This window comes from Nocardia sp. NPDC024068 (assembly GCF_040638875.1).
Lineage (GTDB): Bacteria > Actinomycetota > Actinomycetes > Mycobacteriales > Mycobacteriaceae > Nocardia.
The window spans coordinates 625,525-642,721 of sequence record NZ_JBEZYU010000001.1; the positions used below are offsets into that span (position 1 = coordinate 625,525).

Genomic DNA, 17,197 nt, shown 5'->3' on the forward strand with positions numbered 1-17,197 from the left:
GCTCCGGCAGGTTCTCCGGTAACGCCCGAAGCGACAGATTCACACTTTCGTCACCATATCGACCGCGATGGTGACCCGGTGGACGTAGAGCAGCACGAACTCAGGCCCGCGCCGCCGCGGTCAGCCGCCACCCGGCCGCCCGGCTGCGTTCGGACCAGAACGCGGCGTAGCGCCCGTCGGCCGCCAGCAGTTCGTCGTGAGTGCCGCGTTCGACGATCCCGCCGTCGTCCAGGAAGAGGATCTGGTCGGCATGGCGGATCGTGGGCAGGCGGTGGGCCACCACGAGCACGGTCCTGCCCTGGGTGAGTTCACGGATACCGCGGACGACGGCCGCCTCGTTCTGCGGGTCCAGGGCGCTGGTCGCCTCGTCGAGGAGCACCACGGGGGCGTTCTTGAGCAGGGCGCGCGCGATCGAGATCCGCTGCCGCTCACCACCGGACAGCGCGGTACCGCCCTCGCCGACCCTGGTGTCCCAGCCGTCGGGCAGCCGCGCGACCATCTCGTCGACCCGCGCGATCCGGGCCGCCTCGCGGACCTCGTCGTCGGTGGCGCCGGGGCGGCCGACACGGATGTTGTCGAGCACCGACTGGTCGAACAGGTACACATCCTGGAATACGAGGGAGACCTGGTTCAACAGGGTCTCCGAGGCCAGATCGCGCACATCGCGGTCACCGAGCACGATACGGCCCGAGCCGGCGTCGTAGAACCGGGCGGCCAGCCGCAGCACCGTCGTCTTACCCGCGCCGCTGGGGCCGACGATCGCCGTGGTCGTCCCGGCGGGCGCGGCGAACGACACAGCGTTCAACACGGTCTCCCCCGGACGGTATCCGAAGGTGACGTCCTCGAAACGGATACCGGCATCGGCCGGCTGCGCCGGTTCGGCGGGCTCGGCGACAACCGGGCCGTCCAGGAACTTGTTGATCTTGTTCACCGCGACCATCGCGCGGCGGATGGCGGTCGACAGTTCGGCGGCCTGATTGAGCGGTTCGACGAACCGGGAACTGACGACGATCAGCGCGATCGCCACCGGAACCGAGATATCGCCCGACGTCGCCAGCGAGATCACCAGCCACACCAGGGGTATGAAGGTGAGCTGCACGACGAAGGAGAAGATCACCAGCCCGGGCACGGAGGCCCCGATGGCGCGGGTTGTCGCGCGGCCCTGCTCCCGCAACGCCGCTCGCAGCGCCCGGGTGCCCGAATCGTCGGCGCCGAAAGCCCGTAGCACCGGTTGCGCCTGGGCGAACTCGATCACGCGGGAGTTGGCCTCGGCGGCAGCCTGATGCTGCCCGGCGGTGGCCCGGGCGAAGAGGTCGCCACCCCATCGGTTCACCAGGTAGAGCACCGGCGCGCTGGCGACCATCGCCACCGAGATCCGCCAGTCGATGAACAACATTCCGACCGCGACGGTCGCCGGCACGAGCACGGCGGTGACCAGCGGTGTGAGCAGATGCGCGGGTACACCCATGACCTCGCGGGTACTGGAGGTGATCAACCGCGAGGCCTGGCCCGAGGTCGCGGGGCCGAACGAGCCGAGCGGCATGGCACCGAGGTGGTCGCCGAGCCGCATCTGCAGATGGCGCATCAGGGCGACGCCGATGCGCAGGCCGATCTGGGCCTGCAGGAAGCTGGCGGCGGCGACTACCACGAAGGCGCCCACGATCGCGGCGAGCCACCAGCCCGCGCGGTCCAGGCGATCGGCGAAAACGTCCTCGAGCAGCGGTGCGAGCAGGACATAGGCGATGCCCTGCGCGATCCCGAGTACGATCAGCGCCGCGCCGTAGCGGGGCAGCAGCGGCCGGTACTGATCCGGAACCAACCGGACGATCTGCCGAATCATCGTGCTACTCCCTCGATTTCGCCGAGATCGCGGACCGCGGCTTCGTTCGCGTCCCACAGCCCGCGGTACGTGCCACCCGCAGCGAGCAACTCGTCGTGTGTGCCCTGTTCGACCAGCTCGCCGTCCGCGAGGACCAGCAGTGCGTCGACTCCGGTGATGGTGTGCAGCCGGTGCGCGATCACCAGCACCGTACGGCCGGCGACCAGTTGGGCCAGGGCGTCCTGGATCGCCGCTTCCGATTCGGGATCGGCGAACGCGGTCGCCTCGTCGAGCACCAGGATCGGCGCATCGGCCAGGAGTGCGCGGGCGATGGAAAGCCGTTGCGCCTCACCGCCGGACAGTCGCGCGTCGTCGCCGATCACGGAGTCGTAGCCGCGCGGGAGTTCGAGAATGCGGTCGTGGATCTGGGCGGCCCGGGTGACGCGGTGGATCTCCTCGTCGGTCGCGCCGGGCCGGGCCAGCGCCACATTGGCGCGCACTGTGTCGTGCAGCAGGCGCACATCCTGGAATACGAACGCCACCCGCCGGTACAGATCCTCCTGCGGCAGCGAACGGATATCGCGCCCGTCGATGGTGATCCGCCCCCGGGTGACGTCATGGAACCGCGGTAGCAATTTCGCCAAGGTCGATTTACCGGAGCCGCTGGGACCGACCAAGGCGGTGATCGTGCCCGGACGCAGGGTCGCCGTCACGCCTTTCAGCACATCGTGCCCGTCGTGGTAACCGAACCGCACATCTTCGAAGTGCACGGTGCCGGCCGCCTCGTCCGGAATCGGATCCGCCGGTTCGAGCTGTTCCAGCTCCGCGACCTGCTGCTGCTCGTACAGTCGCAGGCACGCCGCGTCCGCCTGGCTCAGCGATTGCGCCGAATAACCGACCGTCAGCACCGTCGTACCCAATCCGAGACCCAGCAGCAGGAACGGCAGCAGGTCCAGTGCGGGCATCCCGCCGGAGATCAGCGGAAGTCCGACAGCCAGCACCACCACCATGAGGAAGACCGGATTGAGGAACAGGCCCGCCGCCGCCTCGATCCGCGTCATCGGCGTGGTCCAGGCGGTGAAGTAGTCGGTGAATCCCTCGACCGCCTCACGGTAGCGGTGGTGTGCCCGGCGGGCCTGCCCGAACGCGCGGACCACCTGGATACCGTCGACGAATTCGACCGTCGCCGACTCCGATTTCTTCTCCCACTCGGTGTATTCGGCCAGCTTCTCGTTGTAGTTGCGGCCCATCATCACCGCGAGCGCCGCACCGTAGAGCGCCAGTGGCGCCAGCAGGACGAGGGCGAGGCGCCAATCGACGAGGAACAGGTAGCCGAGGGTCAGCACCGGCGTCACGATCGCCGCGGTGAACTCCATCTGCGCATGGGCGACCAGATAGTGGATCGCCTCGACGTCGTCCTGGAGGAGTTTCTTCACCTCGCCCGAGGAGCGCGCCCCGAACCAGCCCAGCGGGACGCGGCGCAGTTTGTCCGCCAGCGCCTCTCGCAGGTGCAGCTGGTTGTCGGCATCGATCACATGGGTCCACAGCAGCGCACCCGAGTACAGCATGCCGCGCAGGCCGAGCAGGATCAGCGCTATCAGAACCGGTTGCCATACATCGCTGCGCACATCGCCGAGGAGCCGCCGGGCGGCCTCGACGATGAGCACATAGGGCAGCACCGCGCATATGGCGGAGACGAACACGATGGCGGCGGCCATGGTCAGGCGCCCGCGTACCGGTGCGAGCACCACGCGGCGAGCCGTCTTCGCGGCCTGTTTCGTATCGGCGGTCGCCCCGCGACGGTTGCCGGCCGGGCTGTCTTCGGGCACGGAGAAACCCCTACACGTTGTTTCGGGTGGTAGTCACGCGCAGTCTATCCAGATACCCGAAGACAAGGAAAGCCTTGCCTAAGGAATGTGGCGCGACCCGTAGTCGCCGCGGATCGCCGGTCCGGCGCCCCGCACGGCCGAGCCGTCCGGAATGTGCAGGATCAGGTCGGCGGCGTCGATACTCGCCCGGTCGAGTGGGAAGTAGCCGTGGTCGGGCCCGTGGTCGGCGCGGATATCCGCGGCCGGGATCTCGGCGGGTGCGATCGGGCCCGGGGCGGTCATCCGGGTCTGCAGGAATCCCTCGTAGGTCCGGGGGTCCGGCTCGGGCAGGCCGATGAGTTCGTCGCGTCCCAGACTCCCGAGGATCAGCGAATACCGCGGCCCCACCACCGAGCCCACCACGGCACCGGCGCTGTGCCAGCCGAGGTGCATCTCCCCCAACCGCATCGTGCTCGGATTCCGCTGTAGATGCCTGTTGTTCGCGAAGATCAACGTCGGACCCCGCAGCGCCTCGATACGCCGGATGTGCAGCAGGTTCTGCGCCATCAGGACATCACGTAGCGCGCACATCCGCGTCCACCGGTCCTCCTGTTCCAGCGGCTGCGCCGCCAGCCGGTGATACCGCAGCAGACCCAGGCCGGCGATCACATGGGTTTCGCAGCGGACCCATTCGGCCCGCGAGCTCCGCGCCACGAGTTCCGGTGCGCGCGTGTAGAGCTGCTCGGACATATCGTCGGCCAGGGCGCGGACCACACCGGCCTCGGGGCTCGCTCCGGGTGATTCGGCCGGGTCCATGACCGCTTCGGTGCGGTGCCAGCGTTCATCCGCCCCGAGCAGATCCGCGAGATCGAGGTCGAGCCGCAGATAGTCGCGGACGTGTTCGAGATAGCTGCGCGGGCCGGGAACGTTGACCATCTCGGTCGGCGCGTCGAAACCGTAGAACGCGAGCTGTTGCTCCACCGGACGGCCCTCGTTGTATTCCCGCATCCAGGCGACCAGGTGACGGTTGGCCTCGAGTTCCCCGAAGCCGTGCGAGAAACCGTCCCGCATCGCCGTGTCCAGCGTGCCCACATCGGCCCGGACATACTCGTCCACGAGAAGTGCCGCCACCCGGTCGGATTCGAGCGCGATCGACCGGAAGCCGCGGTCCGCCAGCCGGGCGAGCAGGTCGTTACGGGTCCAGGCGAAGGCGGGTTCCAGGTGGGTCGGTTCACCGAAGGCGAGCAGGTCGACGGAGGGGGAGAGCACTGAGTCGAGATCGTAGTCCATTTCTTCGATCGTATCTTTGATGGATCGGTTGAGACTTTTTGCCGAAACACCGCGGGATATCCGGCTAAAGTCTCAAAGCGATGTCCACCCTGCGACCGACCGATCTCGCACGTGAGCACGGGCTCTCCACCCAGGCCGTCCGCAACTACGAACGAGACGGCTTCCTCCCGGCGGCGGGACGCACGCCGAGCGGCTACCGCGTCTACACCGAGTTGCACGCGGCGGCCCTGCGGGCCTATCTGGCGCTCGTCACCGCATACGGACACGATCTCGCCGGGCGGATCATGACCGAGATCCACCACGGCGAACTCGACAGCGCGCTCGAACTCCTGGACCGCGGGCACCAGCAGCTGCTCCGCGATCGGGAGACCCTGAGCGCCGTACGCGCGGCGATCGACCATCTCACCGCCGCGAGTGCGGACCTCCGCGAGCGACCGTCGGACGCCGCGACCCGTACCGTCGGCGAACTCGCCCACCGGCTCCGCGTCACCCCCGCGACCCTGCGCGCCTGGGAACGCGCGGGAATCCTCGACCCCGCACGTGACCCCGCCACCGGGTATCGCGTCTACGACAGCGCCGATACCCGCGACGCGGAACTCGCTCACCTGCTCCGGCGCGGCGGGTACGGACTGCCCTATATCGCCGGAGTGGTCGAACGGATCCGGACCGCGGGCGGCACCGATGCCACCGCCACCGCGCTCACCGGGTGGCGGCGCACACTCACCGCACGCGGCCTCGCCATGCTCGACGCGGCGGGTCTGCTCGGGCAGTACCTGCACCTGCTCCGGCCGGATGGACCGGTTCGGCCACCGGTGTGACAACTACCCCGTACCGGAACATACCCCGCGACCGCCTTCCGGACGCGGCCATCGGTTCATCATGAGCCCGAACGATCCTCGTCGATGGTTCGGGCGGCCCGAGCCCACACCCCGTCGATATCAAAACTGTCCGCCCACCAGGAGTCCGCGGCCACCCGCACCCGGCCGCGCCAATCCCGCATGATCCGGGTGTGCACCGGCCACCGGACAAAACGCCGCATATCCTGCTCGGTCTCCCATACCGAGATCGAGCCGCCACGCAGGTCCGCGGGTCTACCCCACAGCCAGACGCCGACCGCGCCCTGCAGTACCGGCCAGGCATCTCCCAGCTCGAGCCCCAGGCGGTAGATCTCCTGCACGTCCGCCTCCGAGGTGGCCAGGAAATCGGTCACGCTCACGAACACCGGGTCGGTGGTCTCCGCGCGGGGACCCGGCTGCCACGGCATGAGCAGGGTGCCCTCGGTGAAGTGTTCGGCGCGCGTCACGACCCGACTCGTCTCGCCCGGGCATCGCCACCGTTCCTTTTGATACGCATGCGCACATCGTATACGTGCGCTTATTATTCAGCCAGCGCAGCCGCCCTCGGCGCAGGACACGGGAACCGGTGAACGCGGCCGGTCAGATCTGCGCGGCTGCCCGGTTGTATTCGGCGGCGGTCACCGGTTCCGCCCAATCGACGTCGTCGCCTTCCCAGAGCGCGAGATGCGTCATGAAATGGTCCGGAGCGGCACCGTGCCAGTGCTGTTCGCCGGGCGGGCACCATACGGTGTCGCCCGGTCGCAGCACCGCCACCACACCGGCGCGGGTGACGACCAGCGCGGTGCCCTCGGTGACATGCAATGTCTGCCCGAGGCCGTGGGTATGCCAGTTCGTCCGGGACCGGGGTGCGAAATGTACGGCGTTGAGTCGCGCCCGGGCGGGTTCTTCGCCGCGGTAGATGGTGTCGAACCAGACGGAGCCGGTGAAGATTTCCGGCGGCGCCTCGGTGGTGGGCGGTGTGCTCAGGATGTCCATCGATCTCCTCCACAGTCGGATCGTCGGCGGGTGGGAGCCGCACCCCTGTCACATGGGCGGCTCACCGGTGAACGCGGTCCGGGGCGGTACCGCCTCATACGGTCAGTAAAACCTTGGTGGCGCGTCGTTCGTCCATCGCGGCGTAGCCCTCGGCCGCCCGCTCCAGCGGCAGGGTCAGATCGAAAACGTCGCCCGGGTCGATCTCACCGCGCACGATGAGGTCGATGAGGTCGGGCAGGAACCGGCGTACCGGCGCCGGCCCGCCGTGCAGATGAACGCTGGAGAAGAACAACCGCATCCCGTCGAGTTCCACATCGTGCGCCACACCCACGTAGCCGACGTGCCCACCGGGCCGGGCGGACCGGATGGCCTGCGTCATCGATTCCTGGGTGCCCACGGCTTCGATCACCGAATGCGCACCGAGGCCGTCGGTGAGGTCCTTGATCCGGGCCACACCGTCCCTACCGCGTTCTTCGACGATATCGGTGGCGCCGAATCTGCGGGCCAGCGCCTGCCGGTCGGCGTGCCGGCTCATCGCGATGATCCGGTCGGCGCCGAGTTGTTTCGCGGCCAGCACGGCGAGCAGGCCGACCGCACCGTCGCCGACCACCACCACGGTTTTGCCGGGCCCGGCCGCGGCGGCGACGGCAGCGAACCAGCCGGTGCCGAGTACATCGGAGGCGGAGAGCAGGCTCGGGTACTGTTCCGGGGCCGGAGTGGCCGGAACGGCGACCAGGGTGCCGTCGGCGTGCGGGATACGGGCGCGTTCGGCCTGGGTGCCGATCGTGCCCATCGGCACGACGTGCACGCAGCGGCTCTGGTAGCCCGCGCGGCAGATCTCGCAGGTGTTGTCCGAGGCCATGAACGACCCCACCACGAAGTCGCCCACCGCGATGCCGCGGACATCGGTACCGATCTCCTCGACGACACCGATGTACTCGTGACCCATCGGAGCCGGACCGTCCACGGCTTCCACGCCCCGGTAGGGCCACAGATCCGAGCCGCAGATACAGGTGGCGGCGATCCTGATGATCGCGTCGGTGGGTTCGACGAGCACCGGGTCGTCGCGGTCTTCGACCCGCACATCTCCGGGGGCGTACAACATGACTCCACGCATGATCGGGTTCTCCTTCGCCGATGTCTGGTTCGAATCGTCGCGCGGGCGGGCCTCTGTCTCCTCCCGCCACGCGCAGATGTGACGCAGCGGAGACCGCGGAGCCGCCCGGGCTCCATCTCGCTCGGCCGAGGGCGGGCCCTGCCGGAACGTCGAGGTCCGCGGTAGTCGCCACAGGCCCGGCGCGGCCCTGTTCCGCCGGCAACCTCCAGTGAACCCCCCGACCGCCGATCCGGGGAGTCTCCCTCGAGGGGTGTACCACCAGGGCACCCTCGGCGCGGCCGGATCGTCCTACGCTTCGGATATGGGCAACCGGGACGAAGTGCGCGAGTTCCTGATGTCACGGCGCGCCAAGATCAGCCCCGATCGGGCCGGAATCCCCGCGGCACCCAACCGCCGGGTTCCGGGACTGCGCCGATCGGAGGTGGCCGCCCTGGCCGGGGTCAGCGTCGAGTACTACGCGAAACTGGAACGCGGCGCGATCGCGGGCGCCTCGGCCTCGGTACTCGATGCCCTCTCGCGGGCGTTGCAACTCGACGACACCGAACACGCCCACCTACTCGACCTCGCCCGCGCGGCCGACGGCATCCCCACCTCCGGACGCCCCCGGCGGCGGGCCACCAGGCACTCCGCCGCCCGGCCGAGCCTGCAGTGGGCATTGGACAGCATCCACGACGCGGTCGCCTTCGTCCGCAACCCGCGGCAGGACCTGCTGGCGACCAACGAGCTCGGGCGCGCTTTCTACTCGCCACTGCTCGGGTCGGGCGGGCGCACCCCCAATCTGGCGCGCTTCCAATTCCTCGACCCCGCCGCCCGCGACTTCTACCCGGACTGGGACACCTTCGCCGAGATGTGCGTGGCGATCATGCGCAGCGAGGCCGGCCGCGACCCGCACGACCGCGGTCTGCAGGATCTCGTCGGCGAACTGTCCACCCGCAGCGAGACCTTCCGGCGGCTCTGGGGCACTCACGATGTGCGAACCCACGGCACCGGCACGAAACGGTTCCGGCACCCGGACGCGGGGGAACTCGTCCTCGCCTATGAAGAGCTCGCCGTCACCGCCGAGCCCGGTTTGATCCTCATGGTCTATACCCCCGAACCCGGCTCACCCTCGGCCCAGCGCCTGCAGATCCTCGGCTCCTGGGCCCGATCCGCATATCCACCGGACCGCGCTCGCTGACCTCCGCTGCCCGAGCTCGTCATCACCCGGTGACCTGCCGGCAGTGCGCACGAGGGCCCCTCGGAGCCCCTTCGCCGATCCGTGCGGGGCGGTCAGAAGCCGCGGATCCGGTCGGGGACGATCCGGATCGGCACCGAGTATTCGGCCCGGAACTGGTCCGCCGTCATGGACAGGTCCGCCAGCCCCTGCTCGTACTTGGCGAAATAACCGGCCGCCTCGTCCGGGTCGACGGTGGCCTCGAGCCGGGCGGCGCCGCCGAAGACGACGATATCGCCGCCGCTGCCGGTGCTGTTGAAATGCAGGGCCACCCGCGGGTTGCGGGCGATGTTCCGGAGCTTCGGGCGGTCGGGCTGACTGAAGATCAGGAAGGAATCGCCGCGCCAGTGGAACCACACCGGGTTCGGCTGCGGGGCGCCGGCGGCGCCGATGGTGGTGAGCCAGATGATCTGCTCGCCGGTCAGGCGGGCGGCGACGCGGGATCCGAATTCGGTAGCGGTATCGAACAGCTCGTTTGTGCCGGGTGCGGTCATGAATACCTCCGGGGGCTGCGGTCCAACGCGCGGGCAGGTCTCGGGGAAGAACAGCGTGGCGATCGAAGCGACTCCCCGCCTCACCCGATCCGGGTGGTTTCGGCGAAACGGGACGAGCCTATTTTATAGGTCACGTTTGCATTAAATTTGCCCGGGTCGCTCGGGCCCGCGTGCGAGACTTCAGCGCTTCATCAATCCCCCTGAAAGAAGTTCCCGATGAGAACTCTTCCCATCCTCGCCGCCGCCCTCGCCGCCGCCGCGTCCGGCCTGGCCGGCGCCACCCACACGGCGACCGCCCAGCCCGCGCAATGCCACTCCTCCTACACACCCTGCGTCCCCATCACCAGCGATGTGGACTGTATCGGCGGGACCGGGAACGGGCCGGAATACACCGCCCGCGTCACCGTGATCGGTCCCGACGAATACGATCTCGACCGCGATGGCAACGGGATCGGCTGCGAGAACAGCTGATCGCACGACAACGGGCCGGAGCATACGCCCCGGCCCGGTCGATTCGGGTGCGGTACACCGATGAGGCCCGGCCTCAGGCCACCGCCCCACTGGTTTTCAATTCGATGATCCGGTCCCAATCCCAGCCGAGTTCGAGCAGAACCTCCTCGGTCTGGGCCGCGAACTCGGGGCCCGGCCGCAGTTCGGGCGCCTGCACGTCGAACTGCACCGGACTCGACACCAGCTCCAATTCACCTGCGGGCAGCAGGTATTCGTTGGACCTGATCTGGTCGTCCTGACCCACCTGGTAGGAGTCCTGGACCGGTGCCCATGGGCCCTTCAGGGTCGCGAACTTCTTCGTCCATTCGGCGAGGGTGCGGCCGGCGATGGCCTCCCGCAGGATCTCCACCCCGGCATCGGTATTCGCCGCGATCTGCGCCGCATCGGCGAACCGCGGATCCTCGGCCAGTTCCGGGCGGTCGATATGACGGCACACATCGGCCCAGAACTTGCCGGGCTGCAGCATGACGAACGACAGGTACCGGTCGTCGGAGGTCCGGTAGAGCCCGGACAGCGGGTTCGACATGGCGCCGTGGGTCCCCGGCGGCGGCGCGAGCATCGGCTCGCCCTGGTACGCCGAAAGCGCCACGGTATGGCCCAGCGACCACAGACCGCTGCCCAGCAGGGAGACGTCCACGATCGAAGGTTCGCCGGTGCGCTCCCGCTTCAGCAGCGCCGCGGCGATACCGCCGGCCAGATTGGTGCCGGAGATGGTGTCACCGAAAGCCGGTCCGGGAGGCGAGATCATGCCGTCGGTGCCCTCGGGGGTGATCGTGGCGGCCACGCCGCCCCGGCACCAGAAGGCGGTCATATCGTAGCCACCGCGGTCGGATTCCTGACCGCGCGGACCCAGCGCACTGCCGCGCGCGTAGACGATGCCCGGGTTCACCTCGCGGATGTGCTCGACATCGATGCCGAACCTCTGCCGGTGCGCGGGGAGGAAGCTGGTGAGGAATACATCCGCGCGTTTGGCCAGTTCGTAGATGACCTCGCGGCCGCCTTCCACCGACATATCCACGCCGATACTGCGTTTACCGCGGTTGGCGTGCTCGATATTCGGGTTCGGATCGCCCTCGACCTTGAATTTGCCGATCTGGCGCAGACCCCGCTGCGGGTCGCCGGTCACCGCGTGCTCGACCTTGATCACGTTCGCGCCCCAGTCGGCGAGCACCGCGCCCGCCGACGGCACGAACCCGTACATGGCGACCTCGAGGACCGTGATCCCCTCCAGCGGCTTACTCATGCCACCACCTCGGCGATGGTCTTGCGCTCCATGAATTCCTCCATCCCGACGACGCCCATCTCGCGGCCGACACCGGACTGCTTGTAGCCGCCGAACGGAGCGTCCGGATGGAAGTAGTTGCCGCCGTTGATACTGAAGGTGCCGGTGCGGATACGACGCGCCACCGCCCGGGCACGTTCGGCGTCGGCGCCGAATACACCGCCGGACAGGCCGTAGATCGAGTTGTTGGCGATCCGCACGGCGTCATCGATATCGTCGTACGGGATCAGGGCCAGCACGGGCCCGAAGACCTCTTCCTGCGCGATCTCGCTGTCGGGATCGACATTCGACAGCAGCGTGGGCTTGTAGAAGAAGCCCGGATCGACCTTCTCGCCGCCGGTGACCAGGGTGGCGCCCGCGGCGACCGCGCGTTCCACCAGACCGTGCACCTTATCGCGCTGGCGCTCGCTGATCAGCGGACCCATGTAGTTCTTGGGGTCGGCCGGATCGCCGTAGGTGATGTTGGCCAGGTTCCCGGCGACCAGTTCGGCGACCTTGTCGTGATCGGCGCGCGGTACCAGCAGCCGAGTGGTGATGGCACAGCCCTGACCGGCGTGCGAGCAGATGCTGAAGGCCGCGAACATCGCGCCCAGGTTGTAGTCGGCATCGTCGAGCAGGATGGCAGCGGATTTACCGCCGAGCTCGAGGAAGACCTTTTTCAGCGTGGCACTTGCGGCGGCCATGATCTTGCGGCCGACCGGCGTGGATCCGGTGAAGGACACCACATCGACATCGGGGTGGGTGGTCATCCGCTCGCCGACGGCCACCTCGGAACTCGTCAGGATGTTGACGACCCCGGCGGGGATATCGGTGTGCCGGTCGATGAGTTCGCCGAGCGCGAGGGTGATCAGCGGGGTGTCCGGGGCGCCCTTGAGCACCACGGTGCATCCCGCGGCGAGTGCCGGCGCGAGCTTGGCGAAGGCCAGCTGATACGGGTAGTTGTAGGCGGCGATGGCCGCGACGACCCCGGCGCCCTCCTTCTCGACCCAGCGCTGATGCTGGGCGCCCCGGATCTCCACCGGACCCAGATCCTCGGTCCAGCTGTAGTCCCGCAGGACGCCCGCGTAGTACTTGACGATTTCGAACGGCGTCTCGAGCTGGTTGCCCTTGGTCAGGATGAAGCTCGCGCCGACCTCGGCGATCATCAGGGCCCGCAGCTGTTCCACATTGTCCTGCAGCGCCTGGTAGAGCTGATCCAGGCAGCGCGCGCGAAATTCGTGGTTCGTCGACCAGTCGGTGGTGTCGAACGCGCGGCGGGCGGCGGCCACGGCGGCGTCGACCTCGGCGATACCGGCTTCGGGCGCGTGACCGACCACTTCACCGTTCGCGGGATTGAGCGAGGCCAGGGTGCTCCCGGTCTCGATCAGCTGCCCGTCGATGAGCAGCCGTTGGGTGGCAGTCACCGCCTCTTCCTGCGTTGACATCCCGCCTCCTCCAAGTTCGTGGAAATAACATTCTCGTTTGAGGAGAATAGTACATTTGACAAGGGCGCTCCCGCTGCCGATTCGGTGAGCTGGGGTGATCCCGAGAAAAGCGCCGAATCGGCCCGCAGCGGAGGGTTCGTGCAGATCTTGCGCAGCAGATCGCGACGAGAGTACGGTTCTCGTAATCGGAATGCATGTTCTTGCGCCGTGGGGCGCGGAGTGAGGAGAGGCAAGCGTGAAAACCGCAGTTGTCACCGGCGGCGCCTCGGGCATCGGACTGGCCATCGCGCAGCGGCTGCGCAGCGACGGATTCCACGTAGCGGCACTCGACCGGAACGCCTCCGCGGACGATGATTCCGCATACCGGGCCGACGTCACCGACCCGGACAGTCTCGCCGAAGCACTGGGCACCGTCCGCGAAAAGCTGGGCCCGGTCACCGTTCTGGTGAACGCCGCCGGCGTGGACGGATTCAAACGGTTCCAGAACATCGATTTCGCGGAATGGCAGCGGGTCATCGAGGTCAATCTGCACGGCGTCTTCCACACCATCCAGGCCGTACTGCCGGATATGATCGAATCCGGCTGGGGCCGGATCGTGAACATCTCGTCGTCGAGCGCGCAATCGGGTCAGCCGTTCATGTCGCACTATGTCTCGTCGAAATCCGCGGTCAACGGGCTCACCAAATCGCTGGCGCTCGAACTCGGCCCCTCCGGGATCACGGTCAACGCCGTGCCCCCCGGTTTCATCGACACCCCGATGCTGCGCCGCTCCGAGGAACGCCGGCTGCTCGGCGGCAGTGTCGAGGACCATATCCAGCGCACCCCGGTGCGGCGCGTCGGCAAACCCGAGGATATCGCCGCCACCTGCGCTTTCCTGATCTCCGAGGAGGCCGGGTACATCACCGGCCAGATCATCGGCGTCAACGGCGGACGGAACACCTGAATCAGCCCCAGGAATCCGCCGACCTCACTCGAAGGGAAGTGACAACCGTGAAGGTCCATGTCGATCAGGATCGCTGCCAGGGACATACCCTCTGCTCGATGATCGCGCCGAAAGCGTTCGAACTCAGCGAAATCGACGGTCATTCGTCGCCGGTGGACGAGAATGTAGCGCACGACCAAGAGGATCAGGTGCGCGAAGCGGTGCACTCGTGCCCCGAACGCGCCATCTCGCTCACCGAGTAGCACAGAGGGGGCATCCGATGTCCGCCATCGAACCCACCGACCGTTTACATCCCCGATTCGATTTCGACCGGTACGGCCCCGGCTACCGGGAATCGTTCCAGTCGATCACCGAGCATATGCACCGGCACTGCCCGATCGCCTGGACCGACAACCACGAGGGGTACTGGGTCGCCGCGGGGAACCGGGAGGTTTTCGAACTCGCACGGTGTCCGCACGTCTCCAACGACCGTGATGTCGAGGGCGTGCGGCGCGGGTACCAGGGCATCACCATTCCCTCGACCAACCAGTCCGCCATCCGCAACGGCATCCTGGAAATGGACGATCCCGAGCACCGCGAACTCCGCGCGGTGCTCAACCCCTATCTTTCCCCGGCCGCGGTGCAGCGGTGGATCCCGTTCGTCGACGAACTCGTCCGCGCGGCGCTCGACGAGAAGATCGCCACCGGGCATATCGATTTCGTCGACGATCTGGCCAATATCGTTCCGGCCGTGCTCACCCTGGCGATGCTGGGAATACCGCTGCGCAACTGGGCGGTGTACAGCGAACCCGCGCACGCCACCGTCTACACCCCGCCGGACTCCCCGGAGTACGAGCGGGTACACCGGCTCCATCAGGAGATGGGCCTGGATATGTACCTCAACCTCAACGAGATCCGGGAGAAGCCCCGGCCCGGCCTGATCCACGCCCTCGCCACCGACGCGACCCTCGGCGGCGAACCGCTCGGCGATATCGAGATCCTGGGCATGCTCGGCCTGCTGATCGGCGGCGGTTTCGACACCACCACCGCACTCACCGCGCACTCCCTGGAGTGGCTCTCGGAACATCCCGAAGAGCGCGAAACCCTCAGCCGGGAACGGGATCAGCTGCTCGACTCGGCCACCGAGGAGTTCCTGCGGTATTTCACCCCGGCCCCGGGCGACGGCCGCACCCTCAACACGGATGTGGATCTGGCCGGTGCCCGGTTCGCCGAGGGCGATCGGCTGTGGCTGTCCTGGGCGATGGCCAACCGCGACCCCGCGGTGTTCGACCGGCCGGAGTCCGTGGTGCTGGACCGGAAGGGCAACCGGCATTTCAGCTTCGGTCTGGGCATTCACCGCTGTATCGGGTCCAATGTGGCCCGCGCGGTGTACAAGCGCATGCTGATCGCGGTGCTGGACCGGCTGCCGGACTACCGGTGCATACCGGAGGACGCGGTCCACTACGAGACGATCGCGGTGATCCAGGGGATGCGGCACCTGCCCGCCGCCTTCACCCCCGGCGAACCGCTCGGACCCGGCTTGGCGGAGACGCTGGAGAAGTTGCAGTCCGTGTGCGACGAACAGCGCCTGGCCGAGCCGGTGACCGTCCGCCGCGGCGCGGCGCAGATCTGAGGCCGGTCATCGGCCGTACAACGGACCACGGGCGCGCGGCGGGTGGCCGGACAACCGGTCACCCGCCGCGAGCGTGAAGGCACTGCACACAGTCGCCGGCGACGGGGTGACCACCCCGGCCGCACGGCGATACGAGGAGGCGATATGGCATCGACGACCGGCGACGATCCGGCACCCCGCTCCGGGCGGCCGCTCCCGCTGCTGTCCCTGGACACCGAGTTCTTCTGGACCTCGGGCGCCGACGGGCACCTCCGCATCCAGGAGTGCCGGGCGTGTTCGGCGCTGATCCATCCGCCCCAGCCGATCTGCCGATACTGCCGGGCCCGCGATCTCGCGCCCCGGATCGTCTCGGGCACCGCGATACTGGCGTCGTTCACGGTCAACCAGCGCTTCGCACTACCCGGCCTGCCGCCGCCGTACGTGGTGGCCACGGTCGCGCTGGCGGAGGACGACCGGGTCCGGCTCACCACCAACATCATCGACTGCGATCCGAAGGAACTCACTCTGGGCATGCGGCTGGAGGTGGTGTTCCAGCAGGACGACGATGTGTGGTTGCCACTTTTCCGGCCGGCCGCCGAACAGCCGGGCCCGGCCCCGCTTCCGGTGGACGAGATCCCGCCGCAGGAGTTCGGGCAGCACGTCGCGCCCATGCGCGGGCGCACCAAGTTCGAGGACAGTATCGCGCTCACCGGAATCGGCATGTCCGATATCGGGCGGCGATTGATGCGGCCGCCGCTGGAACTCACCGTGGACGCGTGCGAACGGGCCATCGCCGACGCCGGTCTGAGCATCGACGATATCGACGGCCTGTCCTCGTACCCGGGCGGCGGGAATCTCGGCGGTTTCGGTGAAGGCGGGGTCACGGCGCTCGAGGCGGCCCTGGGCATCCGGCCCACCTGGCACAACGGCGGAATCGAGACCTTCGGTCCCGGCGGTTCGGTCATCGCGGCCATGCTCGCGGTGCATGCCGGGCTGGCCACCCATGTGCTGTGCTTCCGCACGGTCTGGGAGGCCACGTTCAACGAATTGATGAAACGCGGCACCATCACCCCGTCCGGCGGCGGCCGGACCACCAGTTGGATGAATCCGTTCGGCGCCACCTCCGCGGCCCACACCCTGGCGCAGAAGGCGCAGCGGCATTTCCACGAGTACGGCACCACCCGTGAAACCCTGGGATGGGTGGCGCTGAACCAGCGCGCCAACGCCGCCCTGAACCCCAGCGCCGTCTATCGCGACCCCATGACGATGGACGACTACCTGAGCGCGCGGCCGATCACCACACCGTTCGGCCTCTACGACTGCGATGTCCCGTGTGACGGCGCGGTGGCGGTGATCGTCTCGGCGGCCGAGGCCGCGGCGGATCTGCCGGTTCCGGCCGTGCGGGTGGAGGCCGTGGGCACCCAGATCGCCGAACGTATCGAATGGGATCAGAGCACGCTCACCCACGAACCGCAGGTGCTGGGCCCGGCCGCGCATCTGTGGACCCGTACCGATCTGCGGCCCGACGATGTGGACGTGGCCGAACTGTACGACGGCTTCACCATCAACTGTGTGTCGTGGATCGAGGCGCTGGGTTTCTGCAAGATCGGTGAGGCCAAGGACTTCCTCGAGGGCGGCAGGAACATCGCGCGTGACGGCATCCTGCCGCTGAACACCCACGGCGGCCAGCTCTCGCACGGCCGCACCCACGGTATGGGCCTGCTGCACGAGGCGATCGTCCAGTTACGCGGCACCGCCGGGGAACGCCAGGTACGGGACGCCCGGGTCGCGGTGGTGTCCAGCGGTGGTCTCACGCCGGGCGGCGCCATGCTGCTGCGGAGCGAGTCCTGATGGGCCTACGGCAGCGGGGTGCC

At 68.1% G+C, this 17,197-nt stretch carries 16 protein-coding genes; 7 read left to right on the forward strand and 9 right to left on the reverse strand.

Going from position 1 to position 17,197, the window contains the following annotated elements; genetic code table 11:
• Positions 1–100 precede the first annotated feature (100 nt).
• The 3 genes from AB0F41_RS02705 to AB0F41_RS02715 form a co-directional block, all read right to left on the reverse strand.
• A complete protein-coding gene (locus AB0F41_RS02705; protein WP_357420933.1) occupies positions 101–1,840 on the reverse strand; it encodes an ABC transporter ATP-binding protein in 1,740 nt (579 codons plus the stop codon).
• Positions 1,837–3,648, reverse strand: a complete 1,812-nt coding sequence (locus AB0F41_RS02710) for an ABC transporter ATP-binding protein (RefSeq protein ID WP_357420934.1) — start codon at positions 3,646–3,648, stop codon at positions 1,837–1,839. The genes AB0F41_RS02705 and AB0F41_RS02710 overlap by 4 nt, the downstream gene beginning before the upstream one ends.
• 78 nt (positions 3,649–3,726) lie before the next feature.
• Positions 3,727–4,917, reverse strand: coding sequence for an erythromycin esterase family protein (locus tag AB0F41_RS02715; RefSeq protein WP_357420935.1), 1,191 nt, complete (start codon positions 4,915–4,917; stop codon positions 3,727–3,729).
• An 80-nt stretch (positions 4,918–4,997) separates the two neighbouring features.
• On the opposite strand from AB0F41_RS02715, the gene AB0F41_RS02720 reads away from it, so the two are divergent.
• Positions 4,998–5,735: a TioE family transcriptional regulator gene (locus AB0F41_RS02720; RefSeq protein ID WP_357420936.1), complete on the forward strand. Its 738-nt coding sequence runs from the start codon at positions 4,998–5,000 to the stop codon at positions 5,733–5,735.
• Positions 5,736–5,794: 59 nt separating this feature from the next.
• On the opposite strand, the gene AB0F41_RS02725 is transcribed toward AB0F41_RS02720, so the two are convergent.
• From AB0F41_RS02725 to AB0F41_RS02735, 3 genes are all read right to left on the reverse strand, one after another.
• Positions 5,795–6,220, reverse strand: a complete 426-nt coding sequence (locus AB0F41_RS02725; RefSeq protein ID WP_357420937.1) for a hypothetical protein — start codon at positions 6,218–6,220, stop codon at positions 5,795–5,797.
• A gap of 133 nt (positions 6,221–6,353) precedes the next feature.
• The gene (locus tag AB0F41_RS02730) at positions 6,354–6,749 is read right to left on the reverse strand and encodes a cupin domain-containing protein (RefSeq protein ID WP_357420938.1); all 396 of its coding nucleotides are present in this window, start codon (positions 6,747–6,749) and stop codon (positions 6,354–6,356) included.
• 94 nt (positions 6,750–6,843) lie between these two features.
• A complete protein-coding gene (locus tag AB0F41_RS02735) occupies positions 6,844–7,866 on the reverse strand; it encodes a zinc-dependent alcohol dehydrogenase family protein (RefSeq protein ID WP_357420939.1) in 1,023 nt (340 codons plus the stop codon).
• A 301-nt stretch (positions 7,867–8,167) separates the two neighbouring features.
• Between AB0F41_RS02735 and AB0F41_RS02740 the strand changes: the two genes are divergently transcribed.
• Positions 8,168–9,043: a helix-turn-helix transcriptional regulator gene (locus AB0F41_RS02740; protein ID WP_357420940.1), complete on the forward strand. Its 876-nt coding sequence runs from the start codon at positions 8,168–8,170 to the stop codon at positions 9,041–9,043.
• A gap of 92 nt (positions 9,044–9,135) precedes the next feature.
• Here AB0F41_RS02740 and AB0F41_RS02745 read toward each other — a convergent pair whose 3' ends face one another.
• Positions 9,136–9,573 (reverse strand): TIGR03667 family PPOX class F420-dependent oxidoreductase, encoded by a 438-nt coding sequence (locus AB0F41_RS02745; RefSeq protein ID WP_357420941.1) that lies wholly within the window; start codon positions 9,571–9,573, stop codon positions 9,136–9,138.
• A 216-nt stretch (positions 9,574–9,789) separates the two neighbouring features.
• Here AB0F41_RS02745 and AB0F41_RS02750 point away from each other — a divergent pair, with 216 nt between their 5' ends.
• Positions 9,790–10,044, forward strand: a complete 255-nt coding sequence (locus AB0F41_RS02750; RefSeq protein WP_357420942.1) for a hypothetical protein — start codon at positions 9,790–9,792, stop codon at positions 10,042–10,044.
• Positions 10,045–10,117: 73 nt separating this feature from the next.
• Here AB0F41_RS02750 and AB0F41_RS02755 read toward each other — a convergent pair whose 3' ends face one another.
• Together AB0F41_RS02755 and AB0F41_RS02760 are read right to left on the reverse strand one after the other, a co-directional pair.
• Positions 10,118–11,326, reverse strand: a complete 1,209-nt coding sequence (locus tag AB0F41_RS02755) for a CoA transferase (RefSeq protein ID WP_357420943.1) — start codon at positions 11,324–11,326, stop codon at positions 10,118–10,120.
• On the reverse strand, positions 11,323–12,789 hold the full coding sequence (locus AB0F41_RS02760; RefSeq protein WP_357420944.1) for an aldehyde dehydrogenase family protein: 1,467 nt from the start codon (positions 12,787–12,789) through the stop codon (positions 11,323–11,325). The genes AB0F41_RS02755 and AB0F41_RS02760 overlap by 4 nt, the downstream gene beginning before the upstream one ends.
• A 235-nt stretch (positions 12,790–13,024) precedes the next feature.
• Here AB0F41_RS02760 and AB0F41_RS02765 point away from each other — a divergent pair, with 235 nt between their 5' ends.
• The 4 genes from AB0F41_RS02765 (at position 13,025) to AB0F41_RS02780 (ending at position 17,174) form a co-directional block, all read left to right on the forward strand.
• On the forward strand, positions 13,025–13,732 hold the full coding sequence (locus tag AB0F41_RS02765; RefSeq protein ID WP_357420945.1) for an SDR family NAD(P)-dependent oxidoreductase: 708 nt from the start codon (positions 13,025–13,027) through the stop codon (positions 13,730–13,732).
• A 47-nt stretch (positions 13,733–13,779) separates the two neighbouring features.
• A complete protein-coding gene (locus AB0F41_RS02770; RefSeq protein ID WP_357237425.1) occupies positions 13,780–13,974 on the forward strand; it encodes a ferredoxin in 195 nt (64 codons plus the stop codon).
• Between the two features lie 17 nt (positions 13,975–13,991).
• Entirely contained in the window at positions 13,992–15,344 is a 1,353-nt protein-coding gene (locus AB0F41_RS02775; RefSeq protein ID WP_357420946.1) for a cytochrome P450, read from the forward strand.
• Positions 15,345–15,488: 144 nt separating this feature from the next.
• Positions 15,489–17,174 carry an OB-fold domain-containing protein gene (locus tag AB0F41_RS02780; protein ID WP_357420947.1) on the forward strand — a complete coding sequence of 562 codons (1,686 nt, stop codon included), beginning with the start codon at positions 15,489–15,491 and terminating at the stop codon, positions 17,172–17,174.
• Positions 17,175–17,197: the final 23 nt, after the last annotated feature.